This window comes from Lentibacillus persicus, from assembly GCF_900112705.1.
GTDB classification, from domain to species: Bacteria; Bacillota; Bacilli; order Bacillales; family Amphibacillaceae; genus Lentibacillus; species Lentibacillus persicus.
In genome coordinates, this window is sequence record NZ_FOMR01000006.1 from 95,682 (window position 1) to 118,392 (window position 22,711).

A 22,711-nucleotide genomic window follows, 5' to 3' on the forward strand; every position below is an offset into this window, starting at 1 on the left:
GAATGATTAACAAATGACTTTCCTGATGTCCACCAATGCGGAATGCCTGTTACAATAGTTCAAACACACCGGCTGCTCCCATACCGCCACCTATACACATGGTGACGACGCCATATTGTACGTTGCGGCGTTTCATTTCATGAATCAAACTTAAGGTCAGCTTCGTTCCTGTCATGCCCAGTGGGTGACCAAGCGCGATAGCCCCGCCGTTTACATTGACGATATCCGGATCCAGACCGAGCGCCTGAATCACACGAACGGATTGCGATGCGAACGCTTCGTTCAATTCGAACAGACCAACGTCTTCCAGATCCAGACCCGAAATTTTCAATGCTTTGGGTACAGCTTCAACAGGACCGACACCCATAATCTCCGGTTCAACACCTGCTACAGCAAATGAACGGAATTTGGCCAGCGGCTTTAAACCTTCTGAATCTGCTTTTTCACGATCCATGACCAAGACGGAACCAGCACCATCACTCATTTGTGAAGCGTTACCAGCTGTTACAGATCCGGTGGCGGAAAATGCAGGCTTCAAATTACCGAGAATTTCTTTCGTTGTCCCCGCACGGACCCCTTCGTCCATCTCGAACATGAATGTTTTTTCTTCAACTTTATTCTTTTCACCAATGACGCGTTCCGTCACTTCTACAGGGACAATTTCATCCTTGAACTTGCCTTCTTCAAGCGCTTTTGCAGCACGCTGATGGCTTTGGACTGCAAATTCATCCTGGTCATCCCGTGAGATGCCGAATCGATTCGCAACTTCTTCAGCTGTATGCCCCATTTGCATATAATACCCCGGTGCATCCTGTACAAGTTTTGTATTTGGCTTGATCACGTGACCGCCCATTGGAATCAAACTCATTGACTCCGCTCCACCGGCGATGATCGTGTCACTCGCTCCGACCATAATGCGTTCAGCCGCAAAAGCGATACTTTGCAGGCCTGAAGAACAATAACGATTTATTGTTATACCGGGAACATCATTCCTCAGCCCGGCAAGCCCCGCGATGTTACGCGCCATATTCATACCCTGTTCCGCTTCCGGCATCGCACATCCAATAATGACATCGTCTATATTGCCATCATAATTCTCTGCACGTTTCAAGGTTTCTTTAATGGTTAATGCTGCCAGGTCATCCGGTCTCGTGTTCGCCAGTGACCCTTTATTGGCTTTCCCCACAGGGGTCCTTGCACCTGCAACAATGACTGCTTCCTTCACATTTTCTCCCCCTCTTTTGATTAATTACGCAGTGGTTTGCCTTTCATAAGCATATGCTGCATACGCTGCTGTGTAAGTGGTTCGCTGATCAGGCTTAAAAATGCTTCGCGCTCCAAATCAAGCATTACCTGTTCATCGATAAGCGTTCCTTCTTTGATTCGTCCGCCTGATAGAACATATGCCAATTTTTCTGCGATTTTTATATCATGGTCTGAAGCATAACCGCTGAATTGCAGTGATTTAGCTCCAAGCAGCATCGCGGCATATCCCGGATCTCCCACAACAGGGATTTTTTCGTGTTTTGGCGGCTTATATCCCGTTTTAACAAGCGCCAGAACTTTTTCTTTTGCATCGTATAACAGATGATCCGGATTGACACTGATGGCGTCCCCGCTGTTCAAAAAGCCATTTTCACGTGCTTCTTCTGCAGAGGTCGATACTTTAGCCATAGCTATCTTTTCAAATACATCATTGGCAACTTTGGTCAAATCAAAGTCGACACCTTTAGGTAAATGGCGGAGTTCTTTTAAATAAAGTTCTTTTGTACCTCCACCACCCGGTATCAAGCCGACACCGAATTCAACGAGGCCCATATACGTTTCAGCGGATGCCTGAATTGCCGAAGCAGGCAAGGAAAGCTCCGCGCCGCCGCCTACCGTCATATTAAACGGTGCAGCCACTATCGGTTTTTCCGAGTACTTAATATTCATTGCGGTTTTCTGGAACTGACGGACAACCATATCCAGTTCAAAGAAATCATCGTCCTGTGCTGCCATCAGCATCATGCCCAGATGAGCCCCAACACTGAAATTTTTGCCCTGATTGCCAATAACCAGTCCTTCGTAATTTTTGTTCACTTCATCAATCGCGTCATTAATCATTTTAATTATGTCAAGTCCGATGGCGTTTCCCTGCGAATGGAACTCAAGCGCGGCAACGCCATCGCCAAGGTCGATTAAGCTCGCACCGGCATTCGTTTTAATGACACCTTTTTCTTCTTTTAATCGTGAAAGGCTGATTTCTTTTGGGTTAAAATGCTGTTGTTTATATTCGCCGTTATGATAGTAGTAATCATTACCGTTTTCTTTCTGATAGAACGATTCTTTACCGGATTCCAGCATGCTCAGTATCCAATTAGGAACGTTTAGACCTTCTTTTTGCATCCGTTCGACTGAATCACGAAGGCCAATGGCATCCCACGTTTCAAATGGTCCGATCTCCCAGCCGAAGCCCCACTTCATCGCTTGGTCAATGGAAACGACATCGTCTGCAATTTCACCAGCCAGTTCTGCGGAATAAACGAGCACCGGCCTTAAAACCGACCATACGAAATCACCCGCTTTATCACCTTCAGCGTTTACAAGCGCTTTCAAATTACGCCGGGAATCTTTTTCTTGTTTTGCAGCTTCCGTTGCATTTGTTTTTAATTTTTTACGATCTTCGTACTCAAGTGTTTCCGGGTTCAATTCATAAATTGTACTGCCGTCTTTTCCTTTTTGCTTTAAGAAAAAGCCTTGCCCGCTTTTTTGACCTATCCAGCCTTTTTCCTGCATCTTTTGCATGAAACCAGGCACTTTGAATACTTTCTTTTCATCACCTTCAACCTGATCATGCACATTATTGGCAACATGGATAAACGTGTCGAGTCCTACCACATCCAACGTGCGGAATGTAGCACTTTTAGGCCGCCCAATCATAGGACCTGTAACCGAGTCTACTTCACCGATACTGTAACCGCCTTTCAGCATTTCCTGCACGGTCACAAGCAACCCGTAAGTTCCAATTCGATTAGCAATGAAATTAGGCGTGTCTTTTGCCTCAACGACACCTTTGCCAAGTACATCTTCTCCAAATGTTTTCATAAATTCGAGAACTTCCGGATCAGTAGCTTTTGTCGGGATCACTTCAAGCAATTTTAAATAGCGCGGCGGGTTAAAAAAGTGTGTCCCGAGAAAATGCTTTTGAAAATCTTCAGAACGCCCGTCAGCCATGGATTCAACCGATATCCCTGATGTGTTCGAGCTGACAATAGAGCCTTCTTTTCGGTATTTATCAACGCTTGCAAAAACTTTCTGCTTAACTTCCAAATTTTCAACGACTACTTCGATAATCCAATCAACATCCGCTAATTTTGCAATATCATCTTCCATATTGCCGGCTTCAATCAACTCAAGACTTTTCTTAGACGTAATCGGCGATGGTTTTTGTTTTAATAAAGCTTTTTTACTGTCAGCAGCCATACGGTTTCGAACAGCGCGGTCTTCCAATGTTAAACCCTTTTTTTCTTCGTTTTTAGTCAGTTCACGCGGTACAATATCGAGCATAATTGTCGGAATACCCACATTCGCCAAGTGTGCAGCAATGCCGGATCCCATGACCCCCGAACCAAGTACTGCGGCACGCTTGATTGTTCGCTTCATGTTATATCCCCCTTCTAATTTGAATGAATACTCATTCATTTTAAGCAGAAAATAAAAGATAGTCGGCTATCTATCTATTAAATAGTATAAATTATATTCTGACTGTTAGCAATAAAAACAAGGAATGTTTTTTCAATAATTACCTGAACGACCTTTTACGACTGTCCAAACTGCGTTAGAATATAACAGTTGAATGGAAGTATTCCAACAGCGTTAACATGTCTTCTTCTATAGAAAGGACTTACTTTTATGAAAAAACAAGTCATGACAGAATATGCACAAATTATTGTCGGTGCTACAATCGTCGCCTTATCCTACAACTTGTTTCTTTTGCCATCAAGATTGGCAGCCGGAGGTATGTCAGGCGTCAGCACAATTATTTTTGAACTATATGCAATAAGCCCTGCCCTCACACAGTTTTTAATCAATCTGCCAATTTTTATCATCGGCTGGATTGCACTCGGAAAAGATTTCAGCTGGAAAACATTGCTAGGGACGTTTTGGGTTCCTTTCATGATCTACCTTACCGCTGATTTTCCGTACACTGTCTCCGATCCTGTATTGGGAGCAATTTATGGCGGTGTCATACTTGGTGCCGGACTCGGGACCGTTTACAAAGGCAAAGGTTCGACCGGCGGGACAGCTGCTATCGCGCAAGTTGTAAAGAAATTCACAGGGCTTTCAAGCGGGTACTCACAGCTGATTGTTGACGGGTTTGTGGTCGTTTCGTCATTAATCGTTTTTAACTTGGAACTGACTTTATTCGCACTCATGTGTATTTATATTACTAGTAAAACAATTGATGTCGTCCAGCTTCGTACTGCTTCATCAAAATTAATGCTGATTATTACTGAAAACGAAACTCAAATTCATGATATGATCAGTCACCAGATTGACCGCGGTTTGACCAAAGTCCGGACTGTCGGCGGGTATTCAAACCAGGATAAAACGATGATACTGTGTGTGGCGGACCAGCAGGAAGCGGTGAAACTAAAAAACATGCTAGCTGAAGAAGATCCGACAGCATTTGTCGTATTTATTAACGCTTCAGAAGTTCTCGGCCGCGGTTTTACCCTCGACAAATATTACGGACAAAAATTTTAATCTTAAAAGGCCTAGGAAATCGGCAAACCACCGATTTCTTTTTTTGCATTTTGCTTAAAGTAATTAAAAGAAAATTGTTTGTGACACAACATCCATAAACTGCGACGTAATGTTTGTTGATTTCCGTTCCAGGCAGTCGCTTTCCGCGGGCAACGCTTCAGCCTCCTCGGAAGAAAACCACTTCCTGCGGGGTCTTCAGCCGTTGCTTCGACGAACAGGACGTTCTAGTGTCGGCGGTGGTCACAGGACGTGACCGCTTTTAGCCGACGACCGCAGGAGTCGACTGCCTTCCACTCCAATCAACATTCACAAGTGATTTTTATTAGTACCAAGCAATAGATTATAGAGCGTAACGCCAGCGTAGGAAATACTCGCCGACTCCTGCGGGAGCATAGGCATAGGTGAGACAGCGAAGTGCCTTGGCACGAGTTGGCTCACCAACCGCCCGCGGAAAGCGGCGCGTATTTCCGGAGCGGTGGCATAGCACTTACTGAAGAATTTTCATTACGTCGCACTTTACATCTAATACGACAAGGGCATCAAAAATTATGAAGAAGATTTGCTGGTAATTATTATTTTTATCATCAAATCGTAATCGTTCCTATTTACAAATCGTAATCATTACGATAACATTAGTGAATAAGAATCAAAACGTTAACCAGTTACACGCAAGCCAGGTCGAAAGGACAGACAAAATGAAACTATATTATTATACAATAATTTTAATTCTATTTACCGTGATTGTCGCCGGATGCAGTTCAAACACTCAAGACACTGAGACGAGTGCTGAATTGAAAATTTACACCTCGGTTTACCCCATTCAATTCGCGGTTGAACAAATTGGCGGTGAATCGGTCACGGCGGAATCGGTTTACCCGCCCGGTGTTGACGCGCACACCTATGAACCTTCTTCTAAAGACATAACTTCCATTGCAGAAGGTGACGCATTTATTTTCCTTGGAGCAGGTCTGGAAGGATTTGCAGAAACGGCTGCCGATGCTCTGGCATCTCAGGAAGTTTCGTTGATAGAAATCGGGGCTAATGAGTCATTATTTCATGATTCAGGTAACAGCAGTGAACATAGCCATGATCATAAATCCGAAGATGGCCACCACCACGATCACAATCCGCATGTTTGGCTTGACCCAATACGGATGATTGATATGGCTGAAATTATTAAAAAACAACTTAGTGAATTAAACCCTGAGGATACCGAACAATACAACAGTAATTTTAATTCGTTGAAGAATGATTTGCTCGAACTGGATAAAAAATTCCAGGAAACACTTAAAAGCAAAGTGTCTAAAAAGATTGTTGTATCTCATGCTGCATATGGCTATTGGGAACAACGATACAATATCGAACAAATTGCAATCAACGGGCTATCATCAAATGATGAGCCTTCACAAAAAGAATTGACCGCAATTATTGATCAGACTAAAGAACATGACATCGATTATATTCTTTTTGAACAAAACAGTTCGGACCGTATCACAGAGATTATTCAAGAACAAATCGGTGCCAAAAGTCTTAGAATCCATAATTTAGCCACACGTACCGAATCCGATATAACACGCGGTGATGATTATATCTCATTAATGGAAAAAAATCTCGAAGTGCTTGATCAGGCAACAACCAGGAGGGATGAGTAATGACAGAGCCAGTCGTTTCGATGAAAAATATCAGCTTCGCCTACGAAAACAAAAACATTCTTCATGATATTAACTTTGAAATCCCACATGGCGCTTTTATGGGCGTACTCGGCCCCAACGGCGGGGGCAAAACAACATTAATTAAACTGATTCTCGGTCTCATGAAACCTGATAATGGCTCGATTAACCTTTTTGGAAAACCGATCCAAAAATTCAAAGACTGGAGTAAAATTGGATTTGTATCCCAAAAAGCGAATTCGTTCAATAAAGGGTTCCCGGCAACAGTCTATGAGGTGGTCTCAATGGGACTGACGGGTAAAATCGGTTATTTGAAATCATTTAAAGCATCACACAAACAAAAAGTGATGGAAGCAATTAAGCAAGTCGGCATGGAAGCGTACGCGTATCAAAATATAGGCAGCCTGTCAGGCGGTCAGCAGCAGCGTGTGTTTATTGCACGTTCACTGGTAAGCGAGCCCGAGCTTTTGATTTTGGACGAACCTACTGTCGGCGTTGATCAGGAAAATGTGAAAAAATTTTACGATCTTCTGCATCAATTAAATGAAAAGAAAAATATAACACTTTTGCTTATCTCTCACGATACCGGCACAATGACGGAGCATGCGACTGACCTTGTCTGCCTCAACAGGACTTTGCACTTTCATGGAGATCCCAGTGAATATAAGACGCTGACAAACGATGATTTATCACAGTTTTACGGCCACCCCGTCAATATCGTGACACACAGCCATTAACGATGGAGGAAACATTATGCTGGCAGATTTTTTAGAGTACGACTTTTTGCGTCATACATTTTTAACTGGTTTATTAATTGGGATTATCGCACCATTGCTCGGCACTTTTATTGTAGTTCGGCGTCTATCACTGATAGCTGATGCTTTATCCCATGTGACACTCGCAGGAATTGCTTTCGGACTGTTTATTGACAAGAAGTTTGCTTTGGGGATAGCCCCGCTTTATAGCGGAATGGGTTTTTCTGTTATTGGCTCCATCTTTATTGAAAAATTGCGTGGTGTATACAAAGCTTATCAGGAGCTTGCTATTCCGATTATATTATCGGGTGGCGTGGGTCTGAGTGTTATTTTTATCGCGCTTGCCGATGGATTCAATACTGATTTGTTTAATTATTTATTCGGATCGGTTTCCGCAGTCAGTGAAACGGATTTTTATTCGATACTGGGAATCACGGCAGTTATCATTTTAGGTATAGGGCTATTTTATAAAGAACTGGTCACATTATCTTTCGATGAAGAACATGCTGTTGTCTCAGGAATTCATGCCAAAAGGATTCATTTGCTGTTTATTGTACTGACAGCGCTGGTCATTGCTGCCTCCATCCGAGTGGTTGGTGTATTGCTCGTCTCTGCTCTGATGACGTTACCTGTAGCTGCAAGTATGCGCATAGCCCGGGGTTTCAAGCATATGATCATTTTTTCAATTATATTTGGTGAAACAGCTGTTATTATAGGACTGATATCCGGCTATTATTTCAGTATTCCGCCAGGCGGAACCATTGTGATGGTCTCCATCGCCATACTTCTCCTGACAATTGGTATCAAGCACTATTCAACGAAGTCACTTAAAAATGACTCTGAAGGAAGGTGAAGACTTAATGGAACTCAATGAAGCTATCCGACAGATTAAAGATAAAGGTTACAAGACAACCGCCAAACGAAAGGATATACTCATGTTTTTTGCTGAAGCTAATGGCTACCGCACGGCAAAAGACCTTATTGCCTATTTGGAATCTTTATATGAAGGCATTAGTTTTGATACCGTTTATCGTAACCTTCATTTATTTCATGAAGTTGGAGTACTGGAAACAACTGAATTAAACGGTGAAAAGCATTTTCGTTTCAGTTGTACACCTTACCACCATCACCATTTCATCTGTAACGATTGCGGCAAAACAAAAGAATTGGAAATCTGCCCTATGGAGGAAGTACAGCGTTCACTTGGCAATTATGCAATCCAAGACCATAAATTTGAGATATACGGCTTATGTCCAGCATGCCAGTAACAACCTGCTCATTAAAAAAGGCTTCCATTTAAGAAGCCTTTTTTATAAGTCGATTAACCAAATATTTCCTCAAGTACTTTTGATTCTTCGTGGTCAAGCAGGTTTTTTTGAATCAGTTCAGTAACTGGTTTGTTTATTTCTTCTTTCAATTCAGAGGCATCATCAGGTTCACCGACCACATAAATATTCTCCCATTCCTGCTCTTTGGCGCTTTTATCCAATTTCGGTGCAATGCTTTTATACCAGCGCTGCTTATTCGCCTCGTAACGGTTGTTGAACTTGTCCTGCTGGGTACTTTTGCCGCCGGACCCCATTGAAGCATCCGCTTTATGCGGTCCTGTAAACTGGCGCCATTTTTCTGTATCAAGATCAAACTTGTAATGGTCTGTGTCTAACACTTCATTTAGGTGAGACTCAATAATTTTAATCTCATCTTTTTGTACAAGTATGATTCCTGTCTTCGGATATGTTTCTTCAAGCTCCTTCAATTGCTCAAGTCTTGGAACCTCTTCCCAATAAAATTCTGTTTTAATGGGCATTTGAAATCGATCAGCAAACCAAACGTCTTCATCTGCCGTAGCAAACAATATAATTCCTTTTTTAAATTGCTGCTGATTATTATGGACAAATCTCTCTACTTTTTCTTTAACTTCTCGATAGTTTTTAAGCTCTTCTTTATTATTATCTTCCTCTAAATAGCTTTCAAAATTACGCAAGCCATTCTTCAGGTGTATTTTCCATTCGCCACCCTGCTGTTCTGCATCAGAAGGGTCTGTATTTAAATACATTGTCAAAACTTTATTATCTTGTTCTTTTCTTACATTCTCAAGTTGTTTAATTTGTTGTCGTAAACTCATAGATAGGCACTCCCTTAATCAAGATTGCAACTCTATTTATATTTATCCGCAGACGACAACAGCTAAACATATTAGGTGATCAGTTTCAGACCAACTGCTGCAGCAATAATCATACTGATAAAAACAATGCGGCGCCAATCTGCTGATTCACCATAAAATACCATACCTGAAACGGCGCTGCCAGCTGTTCCAATTCCTGTCCAAACGGCGTACGCTGTACCCATTGGAAGATCTTCCATTGCCAATGTTAAAAATAAGAAGCTGAATAAAAAACCGCCAATCAGCCAAGTGAATGAAAGAACACTTTTTTTCTGATTAACTTTATTAATCCCCATAACACCGAAAACTTCACCTACTCCGGCAATGATTAAATAAACCCAACTCATTTGTCCCGTTCACCTGCCTGTTCATCTGTCACAAGTTTTAGCCCAATCACACCGCATAGCAACAATAAGATGAGTAAAATTTTAACCAAACGAAACGGTTCATTAAATACTGCGATTTCCAATATGACAGTTCCTGTTGCTCCCATGCCGGCAAACACAGTATAGGCTGTACCTACCGGGAGCTTTTGGGAAGCGACAACCAATAAGTGCATGCTAAGATAAATAGCAATGGCTGTCAGAATCCAGGCTGGAATGCTGTCCGCATGTTTCAATCCAACAACCCAACCGATTTCAAACAGTCCGGCCAAGAATAAAATATTCCAGCTTTTATTCATTTTCATCACCCTTATCCTTCCAAATCATCTGACAATAACATCCAGCTCCCGCTCCATCTTATCGGCTGAATAAAAAGACAAAAAAGCCCGGGAGAATATCATTATACAGATATCCTCCCGGGCTTTTGTCCCGCCGTGTACACTTGCCGTGCGTTTTCTCTCGGACCAGACCAGTTTTTAACTGCGGAACCCTAGAAAACCTTTTATTACCCGCAGTATACACTTTTGCGGTCCTTTCGTCAATTTAAGCAACACTCTCATTTCACGCCGTTGCTTATTCGCCTTTCTTGGGAATCTGTTCCTTTTTAACCATACGAATAAACGAAACGACAATTACAAGTAATATAATCGTGAATGGCAAAGCGGATGTAAGCGATGCAGTCTGTAATGCATTCAATCCCCCCGCAAACAAGAGAACGACCGCAATAGCGGTAATAAGAACGCCCCAGATAACTTTTACTGTTAATGCTGGGTTAAGACTGCCTCTGGAGGTCATGCTTCCCAATATATAAGTTGCTGAGTCCGCCGATGTGACGAGAAATGTGAAAATAAGGAAAATAGCCAGGATAGACAGAACATTTGTCATTGGCAAATCGCCAAATGTTTCGAACAAGGCGACAGTCATATCAGCATTCACCGCTTCAGCAATTTGTGTGCCATTAAATAAATCACTGTAAATAGCTGTTCCCCCAAACGCCGCTATCCACAAACAGGCGATAACCGGCGGTACGACCAAAACACCAAAAACAAATTCGCGTATTGTCCGGCCTTTTGATACACGAGCGACAAAAGCGCCCACAAACGGGGACCAAGCTGTTGACCATGCCCAATAAAAAATCGTCCATTCAGTGACCCACGTTTCACCGGAATATGGCGTCAATCGGAAGCTATAGCTGATGAAATTCGAAATATAATCCCCCAAGCCTAAAACAAATGTATCCAAAATGAAAACAGTTGGTCCGGCGACAAATACAAATACAAGCAGCAGCAAGCATAAACCAAGGTTCAAATTACTGAGCCATTTAATACCCCGGTTTAACCCTGTACTCGATGAAAGCAAATAGGTCATCAGCATAACGGCTGCAATTATCATTTGGATTGAAATTGAATTCGGGATGCCAAAAACACTTTTTAAACCGCCATTCATCTGGGAGATTCCCAGACCAAGTGACGTTGCAACCCCCATAACGGTTGCAATAACTGCGAGTGTATCAATCGTACCACCCAACATTCGATTGCTTCCTACAACCGGCTCAATGGCTGTTGAAATAAGTCCTTTCTGTTCTTTTTTAAACTGCAGGAAGGCAATAATTAACCCCACCACAGCAAACACGGACCATTGGCTGACGCCCCAATGGAAAAAGGCATAGCCCATAGCTACTCGAGCACCTTCTTCGGTCTGCGCCTCGATGTCGGCGAAGGGCGTCTCGAAAAAGTGACTCATCGGCTCTGCCACTCCCCAGAACACTAAACCGGCACCAAATCCAGCAGAAAACAGCATGCCAATCCATGTAAAAAATGGGTATTCCGGACGGGAACTTTTTGGACCAAGTCGAATTTTCCCGTATTTCGTCAATGAGAGTGCGACTAAAAAGATGACAAAAATGAAAACTGCAAGCAAATAAAACCAGCCAAAATTGATTGTGGTAAAACTAAACAATGTGTCAGCAACCGCTTTAAAGGTATCAGTAAAAAGCGCTCCTGCTAAGACTAATAATCCTACAGTAATTGCTGATATAAAAAATACCGGATTCTTATACGTATGTTTCTCCATAATAATTCCTTTCTTTGCCTGGCAAGGGAATAGGATAAATTTGTTATCCAGATAAGTTTGCAATCACGAAAATGACAGTAGCTGATGAAACTTATTTGGAAAATCTTGATTTTTATTATACATTTTTTGCCGTTTGTTTTCTAACTATACAAAGGCTTCATTTGTAATTCGGTCTTTTTTACCATCTTAAAAGGGGTGCTTCACTCCAGTTACAATCACAAAAAATATACTGCAATCCAGGAAGTCAAATTTTATTCAGACTTCGGAATGCAGTATACATTTGCTTTATTTATATTTAATTAGTTAACGCGGCGTACATGGCCGGCAAACTTATCTTTCCAATAGCCGCTTGTCATATCAGCAACTGCAACACCAGTGCTATTTTGAGCACCAAGGAATTTGCCATTTCCAAGATAGATGCCCACGTGACCATTCGTTTTGTAAGTGTTAAAGAAAACTAAGTCCCCAGGCTGAGCACTGCTGTAAGAAATCTGTGAACCGACCCCCTGCAAAGCTGAAGTGCTGGACGGTAGCGAGACGCCTGCTTGACCGTATGCCCATGACACAAACCCTGAGCAGTCAAAACCGCCTGTACTTTTACCACCAAATACATAAGGGGTTCCAGTCTGAGTATAACCGGCGCTTATAGCAGAACTATGGTTCCCGCCTCCATTACTGCTCGACTTGCTCAACTGTTTAAGTTCACCATCATTAGAAGAAGATGAATTAGAAGATGAGCTGGAGGCTGCGGCAGCAGAATTGGATGAAGCCGATTCAGCATTTGAACTGTTACGACGCTCTTTAAGCTGGCTTTCCACAGCAGCAAGACTGCTGTCTTTATTTTCAAGTTCTGCTTTCATAGCATTCAAATCCTGCTTTTTTTCCTTAAGCTTTTGTTTATCTTTTTCATTTTGTTCTTTCTGTTCCGTGAATTTATCCTTCATGCCTTCAAGTTCCACTTTCATATCCTTGAGGCCTGCAAGCTTCTCTTCTTTAGCTTGCTTTTTCTCTTCGACTTCAGCTTTATCTGCTTGCTGCTGTTTCATCAACTTTTCATCAGACTCAGCAATTTTTGATACAGCCGATAACCGGCTGATCATCTCACCGAAACTTTTAGAACCGAAGATTACTTCTATATAACTGATATCGCCGCCGGTCTTTTGTAATGAAACGATGCGTTCTTTCAAAATTTCCTTACGTTCTTCAATTTTTTCCTGAAGTGTTTTGACTTCTTCTTCAAGAGCAGTTACTTCTTCTTCCGTATTCGATATATTTTCTTTTGTTTCATTCATTTTTTGTTTGTTTTCATCAAGGGCATTATTAACAGATTCGATTTTTTCATTTAATTCTTCTAATTCTACCATTACATCAGCTATTTTAGATTCTGCATCTGACAGATTCCCCTGAACTTCTGCACGTTCATCCTTTACATCCTGTAATGTTTCGGCATGAACCGAATCTGCCAAAAACAGACTTCCAAACAAAATTGTACTTGCAGCAACTGTAGCTCTGACTGTTTTTCTCACTATGTATTCCCCCGAATTCCCAACCGCATTTTGTACGTTTCAATCAGCACTTTATTTCTGCGGTAGTATAATTTATCTATTATGTATTTAATTTCTTTAGGCACTTAGCATTATAACAACATAAAATGACATGCATATAATAGAAAGATTACAATTTTATTTCAAATGTAGATTAATATTTTTCCTGACTGAAACAATGTCAATGCCTCAACACCACCGTTTAATTAAGTTTTCATAATTTTACCAATTCCCTTTAACCCAACATTTTTCTCCTGTTTTCTACATAAAAACCCCGTCCTCATCACATTTTTCTCTCAAATCTAGTTATGTTTATAAATATTTCATAAATGTTACAAGTGTCATAAAGTGAATTTTAATCCGTATAAACCGACATTTTCTCATGTCATACCACAAAAAAACGAGGCTGGGACAAAAGGGTTAAAGCAATTAAAAAGACGAACGATTATTAGGATAGGGAGCGGGATCCACCGCTCCGGAAATATGCTTCGCTTTCCGCGGGCGGCTGGTGAGCCAACTCGTGCCAAGGCACTTCGTTGTCTCACCTATGCCTCTCTTCCCGCAGGAGTCTACGCATATTTCCTCCGCTAACCTTTATTTATCGTTCGTCCTTTATACTGTGAATATAAGTTTTGTCCCAGCCTCGTTTCACAGACTCTATTTTATCGTTGTTTGGCAAATTGTTCTGTTTCGGTTGATCCCGCTAAGGCTCCGGTCGATGATGTGCCCCCTGAGATAACCTGTGCCACTTCATCAAAATAACCAGTTCCGACTTCCCGTTGGTGCCGTGTGGCAGTGTAGCCATATGTTTCACTTGCAAATTCGTTTTGTTGCAATTCCGAATAAGCTTTCATGCCCTCTTTTTTATATTTTCTTGCTAAATCAAACATACTATGATTCAGTGCATGGAAGCCTGCCAATGTTACAAATTGGAACTTGTAGCCCATTTTACCCAATTCGCGCTGAAAGTCAGCTATTTCGTCATCAGAAAGCTTTTGCTTCCAGTTAAACGAAGGTGAACAATTGTAGGCAAGCAATTTATTTGGGTATTTTTCATGAATAGCATCGGCAAACTTCTGCGCTTCTTCCAAGTTTGGTTCAGACGTTTCACACCAAATCATATCAGCATATGGCGCATAAGCAATTCCACGGGCAATCGCCTGATCAATGCCTGCATTGGTGCGGAAAAATCCTTCTGCTGTCCGCTCATCTGTTATAAATGGCGTATCATATGGGTCAAGATCACTTGTGATCATATCAGCCGCATTGGCGTCTGTTCGAGCAATTATAAGTGTCGGTGTTCCCATTACATCTGCTGCTAACCGTGCTGAAATCAGATTCCTGACAGCGGTCTGGGTCGGCAGCAATACTTTCCCCCCCAAATGGCCGCATTTCTTTTCGGATGACAACTGATCTTCAAAATGGACCGCCGAGGCACCAGACTCGATCATTGCCTTCATTAATTCAAAAACATTCAATTGGCCGCCAAACCCGGCTTCGGCATCGGCCACGATCGGTGCAAACCAGTCAATCGAATCATCACCTTCAGCATGATGAATCTGGTCTGCACGCTGCAGTGACTGGTTAATCCGTTTCACAACATTCGGCACGCTGTTCGCCGGGTACAGGCTTTGGTCCGGATACATTTGACCGGCAAGGTTAGCATCCGCAGCTACCTGCCATCCGCTCAAGTAAATCGCCTGCAGACCTGCTTTAACTTGCTGAACCGCTTGGTTGCCCGTTAATGCTCCCAGCGCATTTACGTAATCTTCATTATTAACGAGATGCCATAATTTTTCAGCGCCCTTTTTGGCAAGTGTATGTTCAATATCGATGGAACCTCTTAACCGGTCAACATCCTCCGCAGAATAGGGGCGTTCAACTCCGACCCACCGCAAATCATTTTCCCATTCATTCTTTATTCCTTCAATCCGTGTTTTTCGATCCATGAAACGTCTCCCCTTTTATTATAATAATTAAATTATTCCCCTTTGTTGTTTGGCAATTAATCTCGCTGCCGACACGTTTAACAGTTTTGTTATAATACAATTAAATTAAATAAACATTGTTATATAACAAGGTAGCTAAAAAAAATTACTCTTCCTTCTTTGACAAACAATAATCACATTCCAGCGTGTAACTGTGATGATCCACCCGCTTTCCACATTCCGGACAAGTTGGCATTTTCATATTGAAAACCTCCTTTCTTTTATACAACAGAACCAATAATTTATTTAATTGTTATAATACAGTCTATTGAATAATTTTTAAAAATGCAACCCCTTTTTTAATTTTTTATAAAAAAATTTGCAAATACACCTTTTTATTGGAAAAATGGATACGTGAAGGAAGCAAAGTGGAGATGAAATTAATGAAGCACTTTAAACTGGCCGGAAGCCGTGTTGTAAAGACTGGGGTCGCCATTTTTATCACTGCCTGGATTTGCGAGCTACTTGACTGGCCGCCGGTTTTTGCTGTGATTACAGCTATCGTTACAATTGAGCCCACTGTATCTGATTCAATTAAAAAAGGAATCATACGGTTTCCAGCTTCGGCAATCGGCTCAGCATATGCTGTGCTTTTCATAACGCTATTCGGTCATTCACCGCTGACATACGCATTAGCAGCTGTGTTCACGATTGCCACATGTGTCCGTTTAAAGCTGCATGCCGGTCTGCTTGTTGCCACATTAACCTCTGTTGCAATGGTCGAAGTGATTCACACCAATGTCCTAATGTCTTTTTTTATCCGGCTGGGGACCACAACTATAGGTCTAAGCGTATCAACAGTAATCAATTTATTTATGCTCCCGCCTGAATATACGAAAGAGATTGCAGATAGGCTGGAGACAATAGCCTATCGTTCCGGGATTGCTGTCGAACGAGTTTTTCATGATATCCTCGATGAACAGCACCAAATAGTGGTCGTTGAACAGGAACTTACAGACCAATTGGATAAAATGATTCGCCAGACTGAACAATTGATTCGTTTTCAAAAAGAAGAGTCTAAGTATCATCCGCTTGTTGGAAGTGACCTTACACAATTTGAGCAAAGTCAGAAACACCTTATCCAGCTGCGATTTATCAACTATCATATAGAAAATCTTGTTTATTCATCATTCGACATCACCGATTGGCCAGCGGAAAAACGATCGGATATCGCTAATGCTGTAACCGCTATGGCACAATCACTTAAACATCCGAATGCATTTGAATTACAAGAACACAGAAAACAGTTCAACCGATTGACTGAAATTTTTTGGGATGATACAGAGGCCATTACGACCGCCAAAAAAAGATATCCCGATGAATTACCGCCAGAACTCAAAATCCTTTATGAACTTTTATCTATTTATAACCTTGTCGAAAATTATTACAAAAAGCCACAATAATTACTTGTGGCTTTTTGTATGAACGACTAAACCAGATTATGTTTAAATGCATATATAACAGCTTGTGTGCGGTCCTGGACTTCCAGTTTGCCCAGTATGTTACTAATATGAACTTTAACCGTTTTTAAAGCGATGAATAACTCCTCTGCTATCTCCTGGTTCGTCTTTCCCTGTGCAACGAGCATGAGGACTTCCATTTCACGATTGGTTAACTGATCATGCAGATTGTCGGTACGCTTTTTTCGCATACGATTCATGATTTTACCGGTTACTTCAGGCTCCAGTATCGATTCGCCATCATACGTTTTCCTGATTGCTTTGGCAATCTCGCTTGCTTTTGATGTCTTAAGCATATAACTGATTGCGCCTGCTTCAAGCGCCGGGTAAACCTTTTCATCATCAAGAAAACTGGTGACTACAATAATTTTTGCCTCAGGCCATTGTTCAATGATCTGTTTTGTCGCTTCAATCCCGTCCATTTCCTTCATGACCAGGTCCATCAAAATGATATCCGGCCGCAATTCCAAAGCTAACCGGACAGCTTCTCCGCCATCATCAGCCTCAGCTGTTACATTGATATCGGACTGGGCGGATAAATAGGCCGTTACACCAATCCTGACCATCTCATGATCGTCAGCAAACAAGACATTAATCAACATTTTCACCCTCTTTCCTTAAAGCAGGCACTTTTACTTCCGTTCGTGTGCCTTCCATCGGGAGGCTGACCACTTTAAACGTACCGCCAATTTCAGAGGCCCGCTCATGCATATTTTGCAGCCCATAAGAGCTGGTTCTTGTGTTTTCTGTATCGAAACCAACACCGTCATCAGCGATGCGCAATATAATCATTTCATCACGCCTGATAAGCATCACATTCAGCGACGTTGCCTTGGCATGTCTGAATGTATTGGAAACCGATTCCTGTACGATTCTAAACAATTGATCTTCCACACCCTTATCAATCGGGAATTCTTCAAGCTTGGAATCAATTTTCATCGGTACCTTTTGCGTCAGTTCTGATAGCAGTTCCCTGGTACCATCCTGCAGTGACCTCCCTTTTAAAGCGATAGGTCTTAAATGAAGCAGCAATGCCCGCATCTCAAGCTGGGACTGATGGATCATTTTCTCCACCATTTGAAGCTGTTTATTGATGGATGGATCTTCAGGAGGGTTGGATTCATTGATAGCCGACATCATCATCGACGCTGCAAATAGCTGCTGGCTGACTGAATCATGCAATTCCCTTGCCAGACGGTTTCTTTCCTGGACAACAATTTCCTGCAGACTTTTTTCTCTATCCTCTGCTCTTTCGCTCGCTAATCGCTGGGCATTCTCAGTCTGTAAGCGTATCTTTTCCTGTATTTGTTCCATCTGCCGCCGAACTTTATCCAATTCTTTGTAAGGTTCATCATCGGCAGATAGTTTCTCACCTTTTTCAATTTCATCCAAATGCCTTGAAACACTCTGCAGCCGCTGTCTCCAATACCACCCAGTGGTGATGCCAATAATTGCTCCGGCGACAATCGGAACGCTTGGAACCAATACGAAAAACGGAACATCATATAGGGTGCTTTCCATGATAAGTGCCCAGTCATTAAGCGGAAAGACCGCAAACGTTATACCAAGCATCACCAAAGTTATCAATAAGCTGAATAATATCGCAGCGAAAACATGCCGTAAAATAGGGCTCATATCCGTCTCACCTCGATATCACCGGAAAACAATGATGTAACAATTTTCACCCTTGGGAATGTTGTATCATAATTTTCTGTTTGATATAAAAGCGACTGATTCATCAGTTTCCAATGATGCTTGCCCAAAATATGAGCCCGGCCAAAAATAGAACTGTGATGGACGCTTAATTCCACCTCGTAAGGAACATAAATAATGATGTTTCCAACCATATGACGAATTGAAATAATCGCTGTATCATTCGGTAGAACGGTGTTGCTTAGATCAATTATACGATCCCCGAATATTCCATGAATATTGACATCCCGCCACTGATAGGATGCTTCCGAAGTATGCTGGTCACCAAAAACGTTAGCATCAAACAACGGTTCCAGCTGAATGACCTCATCCACATCAACAAAGTCATGGGGGAGTTCAGGTTGTATATGTTCTGCTTCCTGCTTTGATTTTGAATAATTAATAAGAAATATAACAATTGCTGCTAAAATCAGAAAGCGGACCGCCAGCATATTCAAAATAGCGAACACAAGCCCGACAACACCGAGCCAGAATAAAATCTTAGCCCACAATTGCGTGAATTTTTTCCAACCAATATAGACAAGAAATCCTGAGAATATCGCTGAAACAATCATTCCGCCATGGAAAAACGCAACTTCTATGACAAAAAGGATCACTCCAACGATCAATATCCAGTTAAATGTATCGGTCGACAAACGTCTGCTCATGAAGTGATCCCCTTTCTTTATATGTAGAATAGACGCAGAACACTGCGCCTGTTCAGTATATCATGTTTCAAAGACTTACTGAATGAAACAATTAATTCGCCTGTTCCTTCATCTCTTTTTCGAGCTTGGCAATTTTGCTGTCGAATGTGCTGCGATAATAGGAACTATTTACTTTGTACTCAATCCCTTCAATATACTGTTCCAACTCCTCAAAGCGGGAGAAAAGTTTATCTGATGTATCTTCAATGACTTGACTGATTTGGTGATTGGCGTGTGCCACATTTTCGCGTCCCATTAATTCCATCCGGCGCAGTTGCATATCTTTCAGTTTATGTTTCATTTCTTCATATTTCTGTTCCAATGTTTCCAGCTGGCTGAGTGCTTCTTCTCGGGAAGTCTTCATACGATCTGCACGTGCTTGATATTCTTCATGTTCTTTTACAGCGAATGCACGCATCTCTTCTTCACCGGCTTTTTCAGCGATTCCGGACTGTTCCAGACGCTTATCGGCCATGTCCTGAGCCTTTTGATACTCCCTTGTAAACTCATCTTTCAATCTGTATTGACGTTCGACAAGCTTCCGTACTTTTTCTTTTTCCTGCTCACTCTGACGCAAATATTGATTGAGTGATGCAAGTGGGTTTTTTTGCTCTTTTTGATCCAGCATATTATGAAGATCCGCTGAAACAGTATCTTTCATTCGAGTCCAAATATTTGACATCTAAAACACTCCTTCTGTTATAATCGATTAATTTCTGCCCACTGACGCTCAAAGTTTTGAAATGGATCATTATCTTCCTTCAACGGCCCTACTGGATCGTCATTTCGCCAACTTTTATAAATGAGGTATAACGCGTATGCCGCTGCAACACCAAGCACTGCATAAAGGTTGGATAATCCAATTCCTATGACAATCAATCCGGCAATGACCCAGCCAATTTTGCCTAGAGTGGAATCGGTTTTGATAAACTGTTTAAAGATCACATACAGGAGCCAAATACTTAGTCCCAGCACTATCATCGGGCCAAGATTTGCCAGTAAAATGAAAAACGCCAGTAACCCTCCAATAAATAGCAAAAACTTCTTCATACATCTCACCTCCTTTCTTACATTTATCATATCGAGTTATTGGTTCCACGATAATGAACCAGCGCCATATTTTTAACTAAGCCTTCAGGCGTATGGCATAAAGTCGGACATTTATGAGCAGTTTGCTGCCGTTTTTTTATGAATCTTGACATTTAAAAAAGGTATCCCTGAAAGAATGGGATACCTTCGATAATTCGGTTATACATTATTAAACATGTCTAGTCCGTTTTCAGCATTTCTTTTGCCAGCAATTCATACGAATTTTTTCGTGCTTCATAACTATGTGTAATCGTGACGATCATCCATTCATCCACATCGTATGACAGTTGTAATTGTTCAAGCTGCTTTTTTACTTCATGCGGATTTCCCACGATCAGTTTATTTGTCATATGTCGAAGCTTTTCTTTTTCTTCATCCGAGTAATTATAATTTTTCGCTTCCGAAACGGTCGGAACCTTTCCGTCCCCTTCTCCTTTATCGCGTTGAATAGACCACAATTGATTACTTAAGGCCAAATCCCGTGCTTCTTCGGTCGTTTCAGCACATATAACCGAAACGGCAGCAATTTTTTCGGGCGTTTTATCGGGATATTGCGCAGCAAATTTCTCGGTATATGTTCTCATAATAGCCGGCCCTTTCTGATCACTCATGAAATAGCCAAATGTATACGGAAGCCCTTTCTCAGCAGCAGCAATCGCGCTCTTCTCACTTGTCCCAAGCATCCATGGCTGTGGTGAGAAATCAGGAACAGGCGTCGGACTGATTTTTGCATACATGTCATTTTCTTTAAAATCACGTTGCAAAAAACGTATTAATTCATCCAGTTTGTCCGGCATTTTGCGCACATTTTGCAGGTAATTGCCGGACAATGCAATCGAAGCTTCAGCCGAACCTCCAGGGGCCCGTCCAATCCCTAAATCAACCCGTCCTGGATACAATGTTGCCAGTAAATTATAGGTTTCAGCGACTCTATAAGGTTTGTAGTGCGGCAGCAAAACTGCGCCTGCCCCAATTCGGATCCGCTCAGTCGCGGCTCCGATAATTCCTAGCATGACATCCGGATTAGGACAGGCGAGACCGGTGAAATCATGGTGCTCGGCAATCCAATACCGTGTGTAGCCCAGTTCGTCACCCACTCTTGCGAGTTCAACCGAAGCATTTAACGCCTCCCTCGGTGTTTTTCCACTGGAGACAGGCGACTGATCTAATATACTAAGTCTCATTTAAAACATGCCCTCTTTCCAAAAAATGCTGTTGTTGTACCCCATTATAGTTGGTCGTGACGAAAAAAAGAATTTATCCGCTCGCATTCTGTTACCTGTAAATGACATTTATAAAATTAAAAAAGGAGCATACAATTCTGTTTCACAAAACTGCATGCTCCTTTTCACTAACTGACCATATCTGAAAGCACGTAATGATATAGCAGCTTTTCGGTGTTTTCCAATGATGTTTCGTGTGTCCGTTCATATGCATGCGACGAGTCAATGCCCGGACCAATCAATCCATGCACGATATCGTTCCCGGCTCTAATAGCAGCTGATGCATCAGAGCCGTAGTATGGGTATATGTCCAACTTATAGCCAATGCCGTTTGACTTTGCCAGTTCCACAAGGTTTTGGCGAAGTGCATAATGATATGGCCCGCTGGCATCTTTCACACAAATGGACACCGTATATTCGTCAGTCGTCTGGCCATCACCCATCGCACCCATGTCTACAGCTAAATATTCAACCGTCTCAGGTGTTATGTTGGAATTCCCCCCATAGCCGATTTCTTCATTATTGGAAATAAGAAAGTGCGTTGTATATGGAAGCTGTTTGTTTTCTTTCTTAAGTCTTTTTATAAGCTGTAATAAAATACCAACACTTGCCTTATCATCCAAATGGCGGGATTTAATAAACCCATTGCCTGTCATTTGAACACGCGGATCAAATGAAACAAAGTCACCCACTTCAATTCCGAGTTCATAAACATCTTCAGCATTATTAACTTTGGCGTCAATTCTTATTTCCATATTCTCCTGATTGCGCTTAGCATCGCCTGCATCTTTATAAACGTGTACGGATGTCTGGTGCATCAAAATCGTGCCGGTGAAAACGTGTCCGTCAGACGTATGTATGTCACAATATTCGCCTTCAATCGCGTTATACTTAAAGCCGCCGATCAAATCAAGACGGAGACGCCCATTGCTCTTGACTTCTTTAACCATTGCACCAAGCGTGTCAACATGCGCAGTCAGCATCCGGTGGGCATTGTCATTTTCACCGGGCAGCGTTGCAATCAGTCCGCCTTTATTGTTCCGTTTTGTATCAACCTGCAACGTTTTAAGCTGATCTTCAACAAATTTAATGGCTTTTTCGGTAAAGCCCGATGGACTCGGAATTGTGACAATGTTCTTTATCAGTTCTTTAGTTTCGGTGGTGTTTGGGTAGCCAGTCATGATTATTCGCCCCTTTATTATAGATTTTAATAA

General features: G+C 41.9%; 21 protein-coding genes and 1 riboswitch. Of the genes, 6 read left to right on the plus strand and 15 right to left on the minus strand.

Annotated elements, in window-relative coordinates; all coding sequences use genetic code 11:
- Window positions 1-49: 49 nt before the first annotated feature.
- Together BMZ22_RS09410 and BMZ22_RS09415 are read right to left on the minus strand one after the other, a co-directional pair.
- Window positions 50-1,225 (minus strand): acetyl-CoA C-acetyltransferase, encoded by a 1,176-nt coding sequence (locus BMZ22_RS09410; RefSeq protein WP_090084804.1) that lies wholly within the window; start codon window positions 1,223-1,225, stop codon window positions 50-52.
- Between the two features lie 20 nt (window positions 1,226-1,245).
- Window positions 1,246-3,645 carry a 3-hydroxyacyl-CoA dehydrogenase/enoyl-CoA hydratase family protein gene (locus tag BMZ22_RS09415; RefSeq protein WP_090084806.1) on the minus strand — a complete coding sequence of 800 codons (2,400 nt, stop codon included), beginning with the start codon at window positions 3,643-3,645 and terminating at the stop codon, window positions 1,246-1,248.
- A 249-nt stretch (window positions 3,646-3,894) separates the two neighbouring features.
- Between BMZ22_RS09415 and BMZ22_RS09420 the strand changes: the two genes are divergently transcribed.
- The 5 genes from BMZ22_RS09420 to BMZ22_RS09440 all read left to right on the plus strand — a co-directional run bounded on the left by BMZ22_RS09420 (window position 3,895) and on the right by BMZ22_RS09440 (window position 8,442).
- Window positions 3,895-4,749 carry a YitT family protein gene (locus BMZ22_RS09420; protein ID WP_090084809.1) on the plus strand — a complete coding sequence of 285 codons (855 nt, stop codon included), beginning with the start codon at window positions 3,895-3,897 and terminating at the stop codon, window positions 4,747-4,749.
- Between the two features lie 695 nt (window positions 4,750-5,444).
- A complete protein-coding gene (locus tag BMZ22_RS09425; protein WP_090084812.1) occupies window positions 5,445-6,401 on the plus strand; it encodes a metal ABC transporter solute-binding protein, Zn/Mn family in 957 nt (318 codons plus the stop codon).
- Entirely contained in the window at window positions 6,401-7,156 is a 756-nt protein-coding gene (locus tag BMZ22_RS09430; protein WP_090084813.1) for a metal ABC transporter ATP-binding protein, read from the plus strand. The genes BMZ22_RS09425 and BMZ22_RS09430 overlap by 1 nt, the downstream gene beginning before the upstream one ends.
- Window positions 7,157-7,172: 16 nt before the next feature.
- Window positions 7,173-8,027, plus strand: coding sequence for a metal ABC transporter permease (locus BMZ22_RS09435; RefSeq protein ID WP_090084816.1), 855 nt, complete (start codon window positions 7,173-7,175; stop codon window positions 8,025-8,027).
- A 7-nt stretch (window positions 8,028-8,034) separates the two neighbouring features.
- Entirely contained in the window at window positions 8,035-8,442 is a 408-nt protein-coding gene (locus BMZ22_RS09440; RefSeq protein ID WP_090084818.1) for a Fur family transcriptional regulator, read from the plus strand.
- A 53-nt stretch (window positions 8,443-8,495) separates the two neighbouring features.
- On the opposite strand, the gene BMZ22_RS09445 is transcribed toward BMZ22_RS09440, so the two are convergent.
- The 6 genes from BMZ22_RS09445 to aceA all read right to left on the minus strand — a co-directional run bounded on the left by BMZ22_RS09445 (window position 8,496) and on the right by aceA (window position 15,287).
- On the minus strand, window positions 8,496-9,299 hold the full coding sequence (locus BMZ22_RS09445; protein ID WP_090084821.1) for a VLRF1 family aeRF1-type release factor: 804 nt from the start codon (window positions 9,297-9,299) through the stop codon (window positions 8,496-8,498).
- Window positions 9,300-9,370: 71 nt separating this feature from the next.
- The gene (locus BMZ22_RS09450; RefSeq protein WP_090084823.1) at window positions 9,371-9,685 is read right to left on the minus strand and encodes a DMT family transporter; all 315 of its coding nucleotides are present in this window, start codon (window positions 9,683-9,685) and stop codon (window positions 9,371-9,373) included.
- Complete coding sequence (locus BMZ22_RS09455) at window positions 9,682-10,020, minus strand: DMT family transporter (RefSeq protein WP_090085058.1); 339 nt, start codon at window positions 10,018-10,020, stop codon at window positions 9,682-9,684. The genes BMZ22_RS09450 and BMZ22_RS09455 overlap by 4 nt, the downstream gene beginning before the upstream one ends.
- A gap of 112 nt (window positions 10,021-10,132) precedes the next feature.
- Window positions 10,133-10,226: riboswitch (guanidine-I (ykkC/yxkD leader) on the minus strand.
- Window positions 10,227-10,294: 68 nt separating this feature from the next.
- Window positions 10,295-11,794, minus strand: coding sequence for a BCCT family transporter (locus BMZ22_RS09460; protein ID WP_090084825.1), 1,500 nt, complete (start codon window positions 11,792-11,794; stop codon window positions 10,295-10,297).
- Window positions 11,795-12,093: 299 nt separating this feature from the next.
- A complete protein-coding gene (locus BMZ22_RS09465) occupies window positions 12,094-13,320 on the minus strand; it encodes a C40 family peptidase (RefSeq protein ID WP_090084828.1) in 1,227 nt (408 codons plus the stop codon).
- Window positions 13,321-14,000: 680 nt separating this feature from the next.
- Window positions 14,001-15,287: an isocitrate lyase gene (gene aceA / locus BMZ22_RS09470; protein WP_090084830.1), complete on the minus strand. Its 1,287-nt coding sequence runs from the start codon at window positions 15,285-15,287 to the stop codon at window positions 14,001-14,003.
- A gap of 422 nt (window positions 15,288-15,709) precedes the next feature.
- Here aceA and BMZ22_RS09475 point away from each other — a divergent pair, with 422 nt between their 5' ends.
- A complete protein-coding gene (locus BMZ22_RS09475; RefSeq protein WP_090085060.1) occupies window positions 15,710-16,729 on the plus strand; it encodes an aromatic acid exporter family protein in 1,020 nt (339 codons plus the stop codon).
- Window positions 16,730-16,755: 26 nt separating this feature from the next.
- On the opposite strand, the gene BMZ22_RS09480 is transcribed toward BMZ22_RS09475, so the two are convergent.
- The 7 genes from BMZ22_RS09480 to BMZ22_RS09510 form a co-directional block, all read right to left on the minus strand.
- Complete coding sequence (locus BMZ22_RS09480; RefSeq protein WP_090085062.1) at window positions 16,756-17,385, minus strand: response regulator transcription factor; 630 nt, start codon at window positions 17,383-17,385, stop codon at window positions 16,756-16,758.
- Window positions 17,378-18,421: a sensor histidine kinase gene (locus BMZ22_RS09485; protein WP_090084832.1), complete on the minus strand. Its 1,044-nt coding sequence runs from the start codon at window positions 18,419-18,421 to the stop codon at window positions 17,378-17,380. The genes BMZ22_RS09480 and BMZ22_RS09485 overlap by 8 nt, the downstream gene beginning before the upstream one ends.
- A complete protein-coding gene (gene liaF, locus BMZ22_RS09490; protein WP_090084834.1) occupies window positions 18,418-19,146 on the minus strand; it encodes a cell wall-active antibiotics response protein LiaF in 729 nt (242 codons plus the stop codon). Before liaF ends, BMZ22_RS09485 begins: the two co-directional genes overlap by 4 nt.
- A gap of 91 nt (window positions 19,147-19,237) precedes the next feature.
- The gene (locus BMZ22_RS09495; protein WP_090084836.1) at window positions 19,238-19,867 is read right to left on the minus strand and encodes a PspA/IM30 family protein; all 630 of its coding nucleotides are present in this window, start codon (window positions 19,865-19,867) and stop codon (window positions 19,238-19,240) included.
- A 17-nt stretch (window positions 19,868-19,884) separates the two neighbouring features.
- A complete protein-coding gene (locus BMZ22_RS09500) occupies window positions 19,885-20,235 on the minus strand; it encodes a lmo0954 family membrane protein (protein ID WP_090084839.1) in 351 nt (116 codons plus the stop codon).
- Between the two features lie 218 nt (window positions 20,236-20,453).
- Entirely contained in the window at window positions 20,454-21,458 is a 1,005-nt protein-coding gene (locus tag BMZ22_RS09505) for an LLM class flavin-dependent oxidoreductase (protein WP_090084841.1), read from the minus strand.
- A gap of 167 nt (window positions 21,459-21,625) precedes the next feature.
- On the minus strand, window positions 21,626-22,678 hold the full coding sequence (locus BMZ22_RS09510; protein ID WP_090084843.1) for a M42 family metallopeptidase: 1,053 nt from the start codon (window positions 22,676-22,678) through the stop codon (window positions 21,626-21,628).
- Between the last annotated feature and the right edge of the window lie 33 nt (window positions 22,679-22,711).

What these genes read in the sequence shown, in the direction of transcription:
- BMZ22_RS09495 (WP_090084836.1), bottom strand. Translation starts at nt 19,867, where the DNA reads ATGTCAAATATTTGGACTCGAATGAAAGATACTGTTTCAGCGGATCTT.
- BMZ22_RS09425 (WP_090084812.1), top strand. Translation starts at nt 5,445, where the DNA reads ATGAAACTATATTATTATACAATAATTTTAATTCTATTTACCGTGATT.
- aceA (WP_090084830.1), bottom strand. Translation starts at nt 15,287, where the DNA reads ATGGATCGAAAAACACGGATTGAAGGAATAAAGAATGAATGGGAAAAT.
- BMZ22_RS09510 (WP_090084843.1), bottom strand. Translation starts at nt 22,678, where the DNA reads ATGACTGGCTACCCAAACACCACCGAAACTAAAGAACTGATAAAGAAC.
- BMZ22_RS09500 (WP_090084839.1), bottom strand. Translation starts at nt 20,235, where the DNA reads ATGAAGAAGTTTTTGCTATTTATTGGAGGGTTACTGGCGTTTTTCATT.
- BMZ22_RS09445 (WP_090084821.1), bottom strand. Translation starts at nt 9,299, where the DNA reads ATGAGTTTACGACAACAAATTAAACAACTTGAGAATGTAAGAAAAGAA.
- BMZ22_RS09505 (WP_090084841.1), bottom strand. Translation starts at nt 21,458, where the DNA reads ATGAGACTTAGTATATTAGATCAGTCGCCTGTCTCCAGTGGAAAAACA.
- BMZ22_RS09430 (WP_090084813.1), top strand. Translation starts at nt 6,401, where the DNA reads ATGACAGAGCCAGTCGTTTCGATGAAAAATATCAGCTTCGCCTACGAA.
- BMZ22_RS09420 (WP_090084809.1), top strand. Translation starts at nt 3,895, where the DNA reads ATGAAAAAACAAGTCATGACAGAATATGCACAAATTATTGTCGGTGCT.
- liaF (WP_090084834.1), bottom strand. Translation starts at nt 19,146, where the DNA reads ATGAGCAGACGTTTGTCGACCGATACATTTAACTGGATATTGATCGTT.
- BMZ22_RS09440 (WP_090084818.1), top strand. Translation starts at nt 8,035, where the DNA reads ATGGAACTCAATGAAGCTATCCGACAGATTAAAGATAAAGGTTACAAG.
- BMZ22_RS09415 (WP_090084806.1), bottom strand. Translation starts at nt 3,645, where the DNA reads ATGAAGCGAACAATCAAGCGTGCCGCAGTACTTGGTTCGGGGGTCATG.
- BMZ22_RS09435 (WP_090084816.1), top strand. Translation starts at nt 7,173, where the DNA reads ATGCTGGCAGATTTTTTAGAGTACGACTTTTTGCGTCATACATTTTTA.
- BMZ22_RS09475 (WP_090085060.1), top strand. Translation starts at nt 15,710, where the DNA reads ATGAAGCACTTTAAACTGGCCGGAAGCCGTGTTGTAAAGACTGGGGTC.
- BMZ22_RS09485 (WP_090084832.1), bottom strand. Translation starts at nt 18,421, where the DNA reads ATGAGCCCTATTTTACGGCATGTTTTCGCTGCGATATTATTCAGCTTA.
- BMZ22_RS09460 (WP_090084825.1), bottom strand. Translation starts at nt 11,794, where the DNA reads ATGGAGAAACATACGTATAAGAATCCGGTATTTTTTATATCAGCAATT.
- BMZ22_RS09450 (WP_090084823.1), bottom strand. Translation starts at nt 9,685, where the DNA reads ATGAGTTGGGTTTATTTAATCATTGCCGGAGTAGGTGAAGTTTTCGGT.
- BMZ22_RS09455 (WP_090085058.1), bottom strand. Translation starts at nt 10,020, where the DNA reads ATGAATAAAAGCTGGAATATTTTATTCTTGGCCGGACTGTTTGAAATC.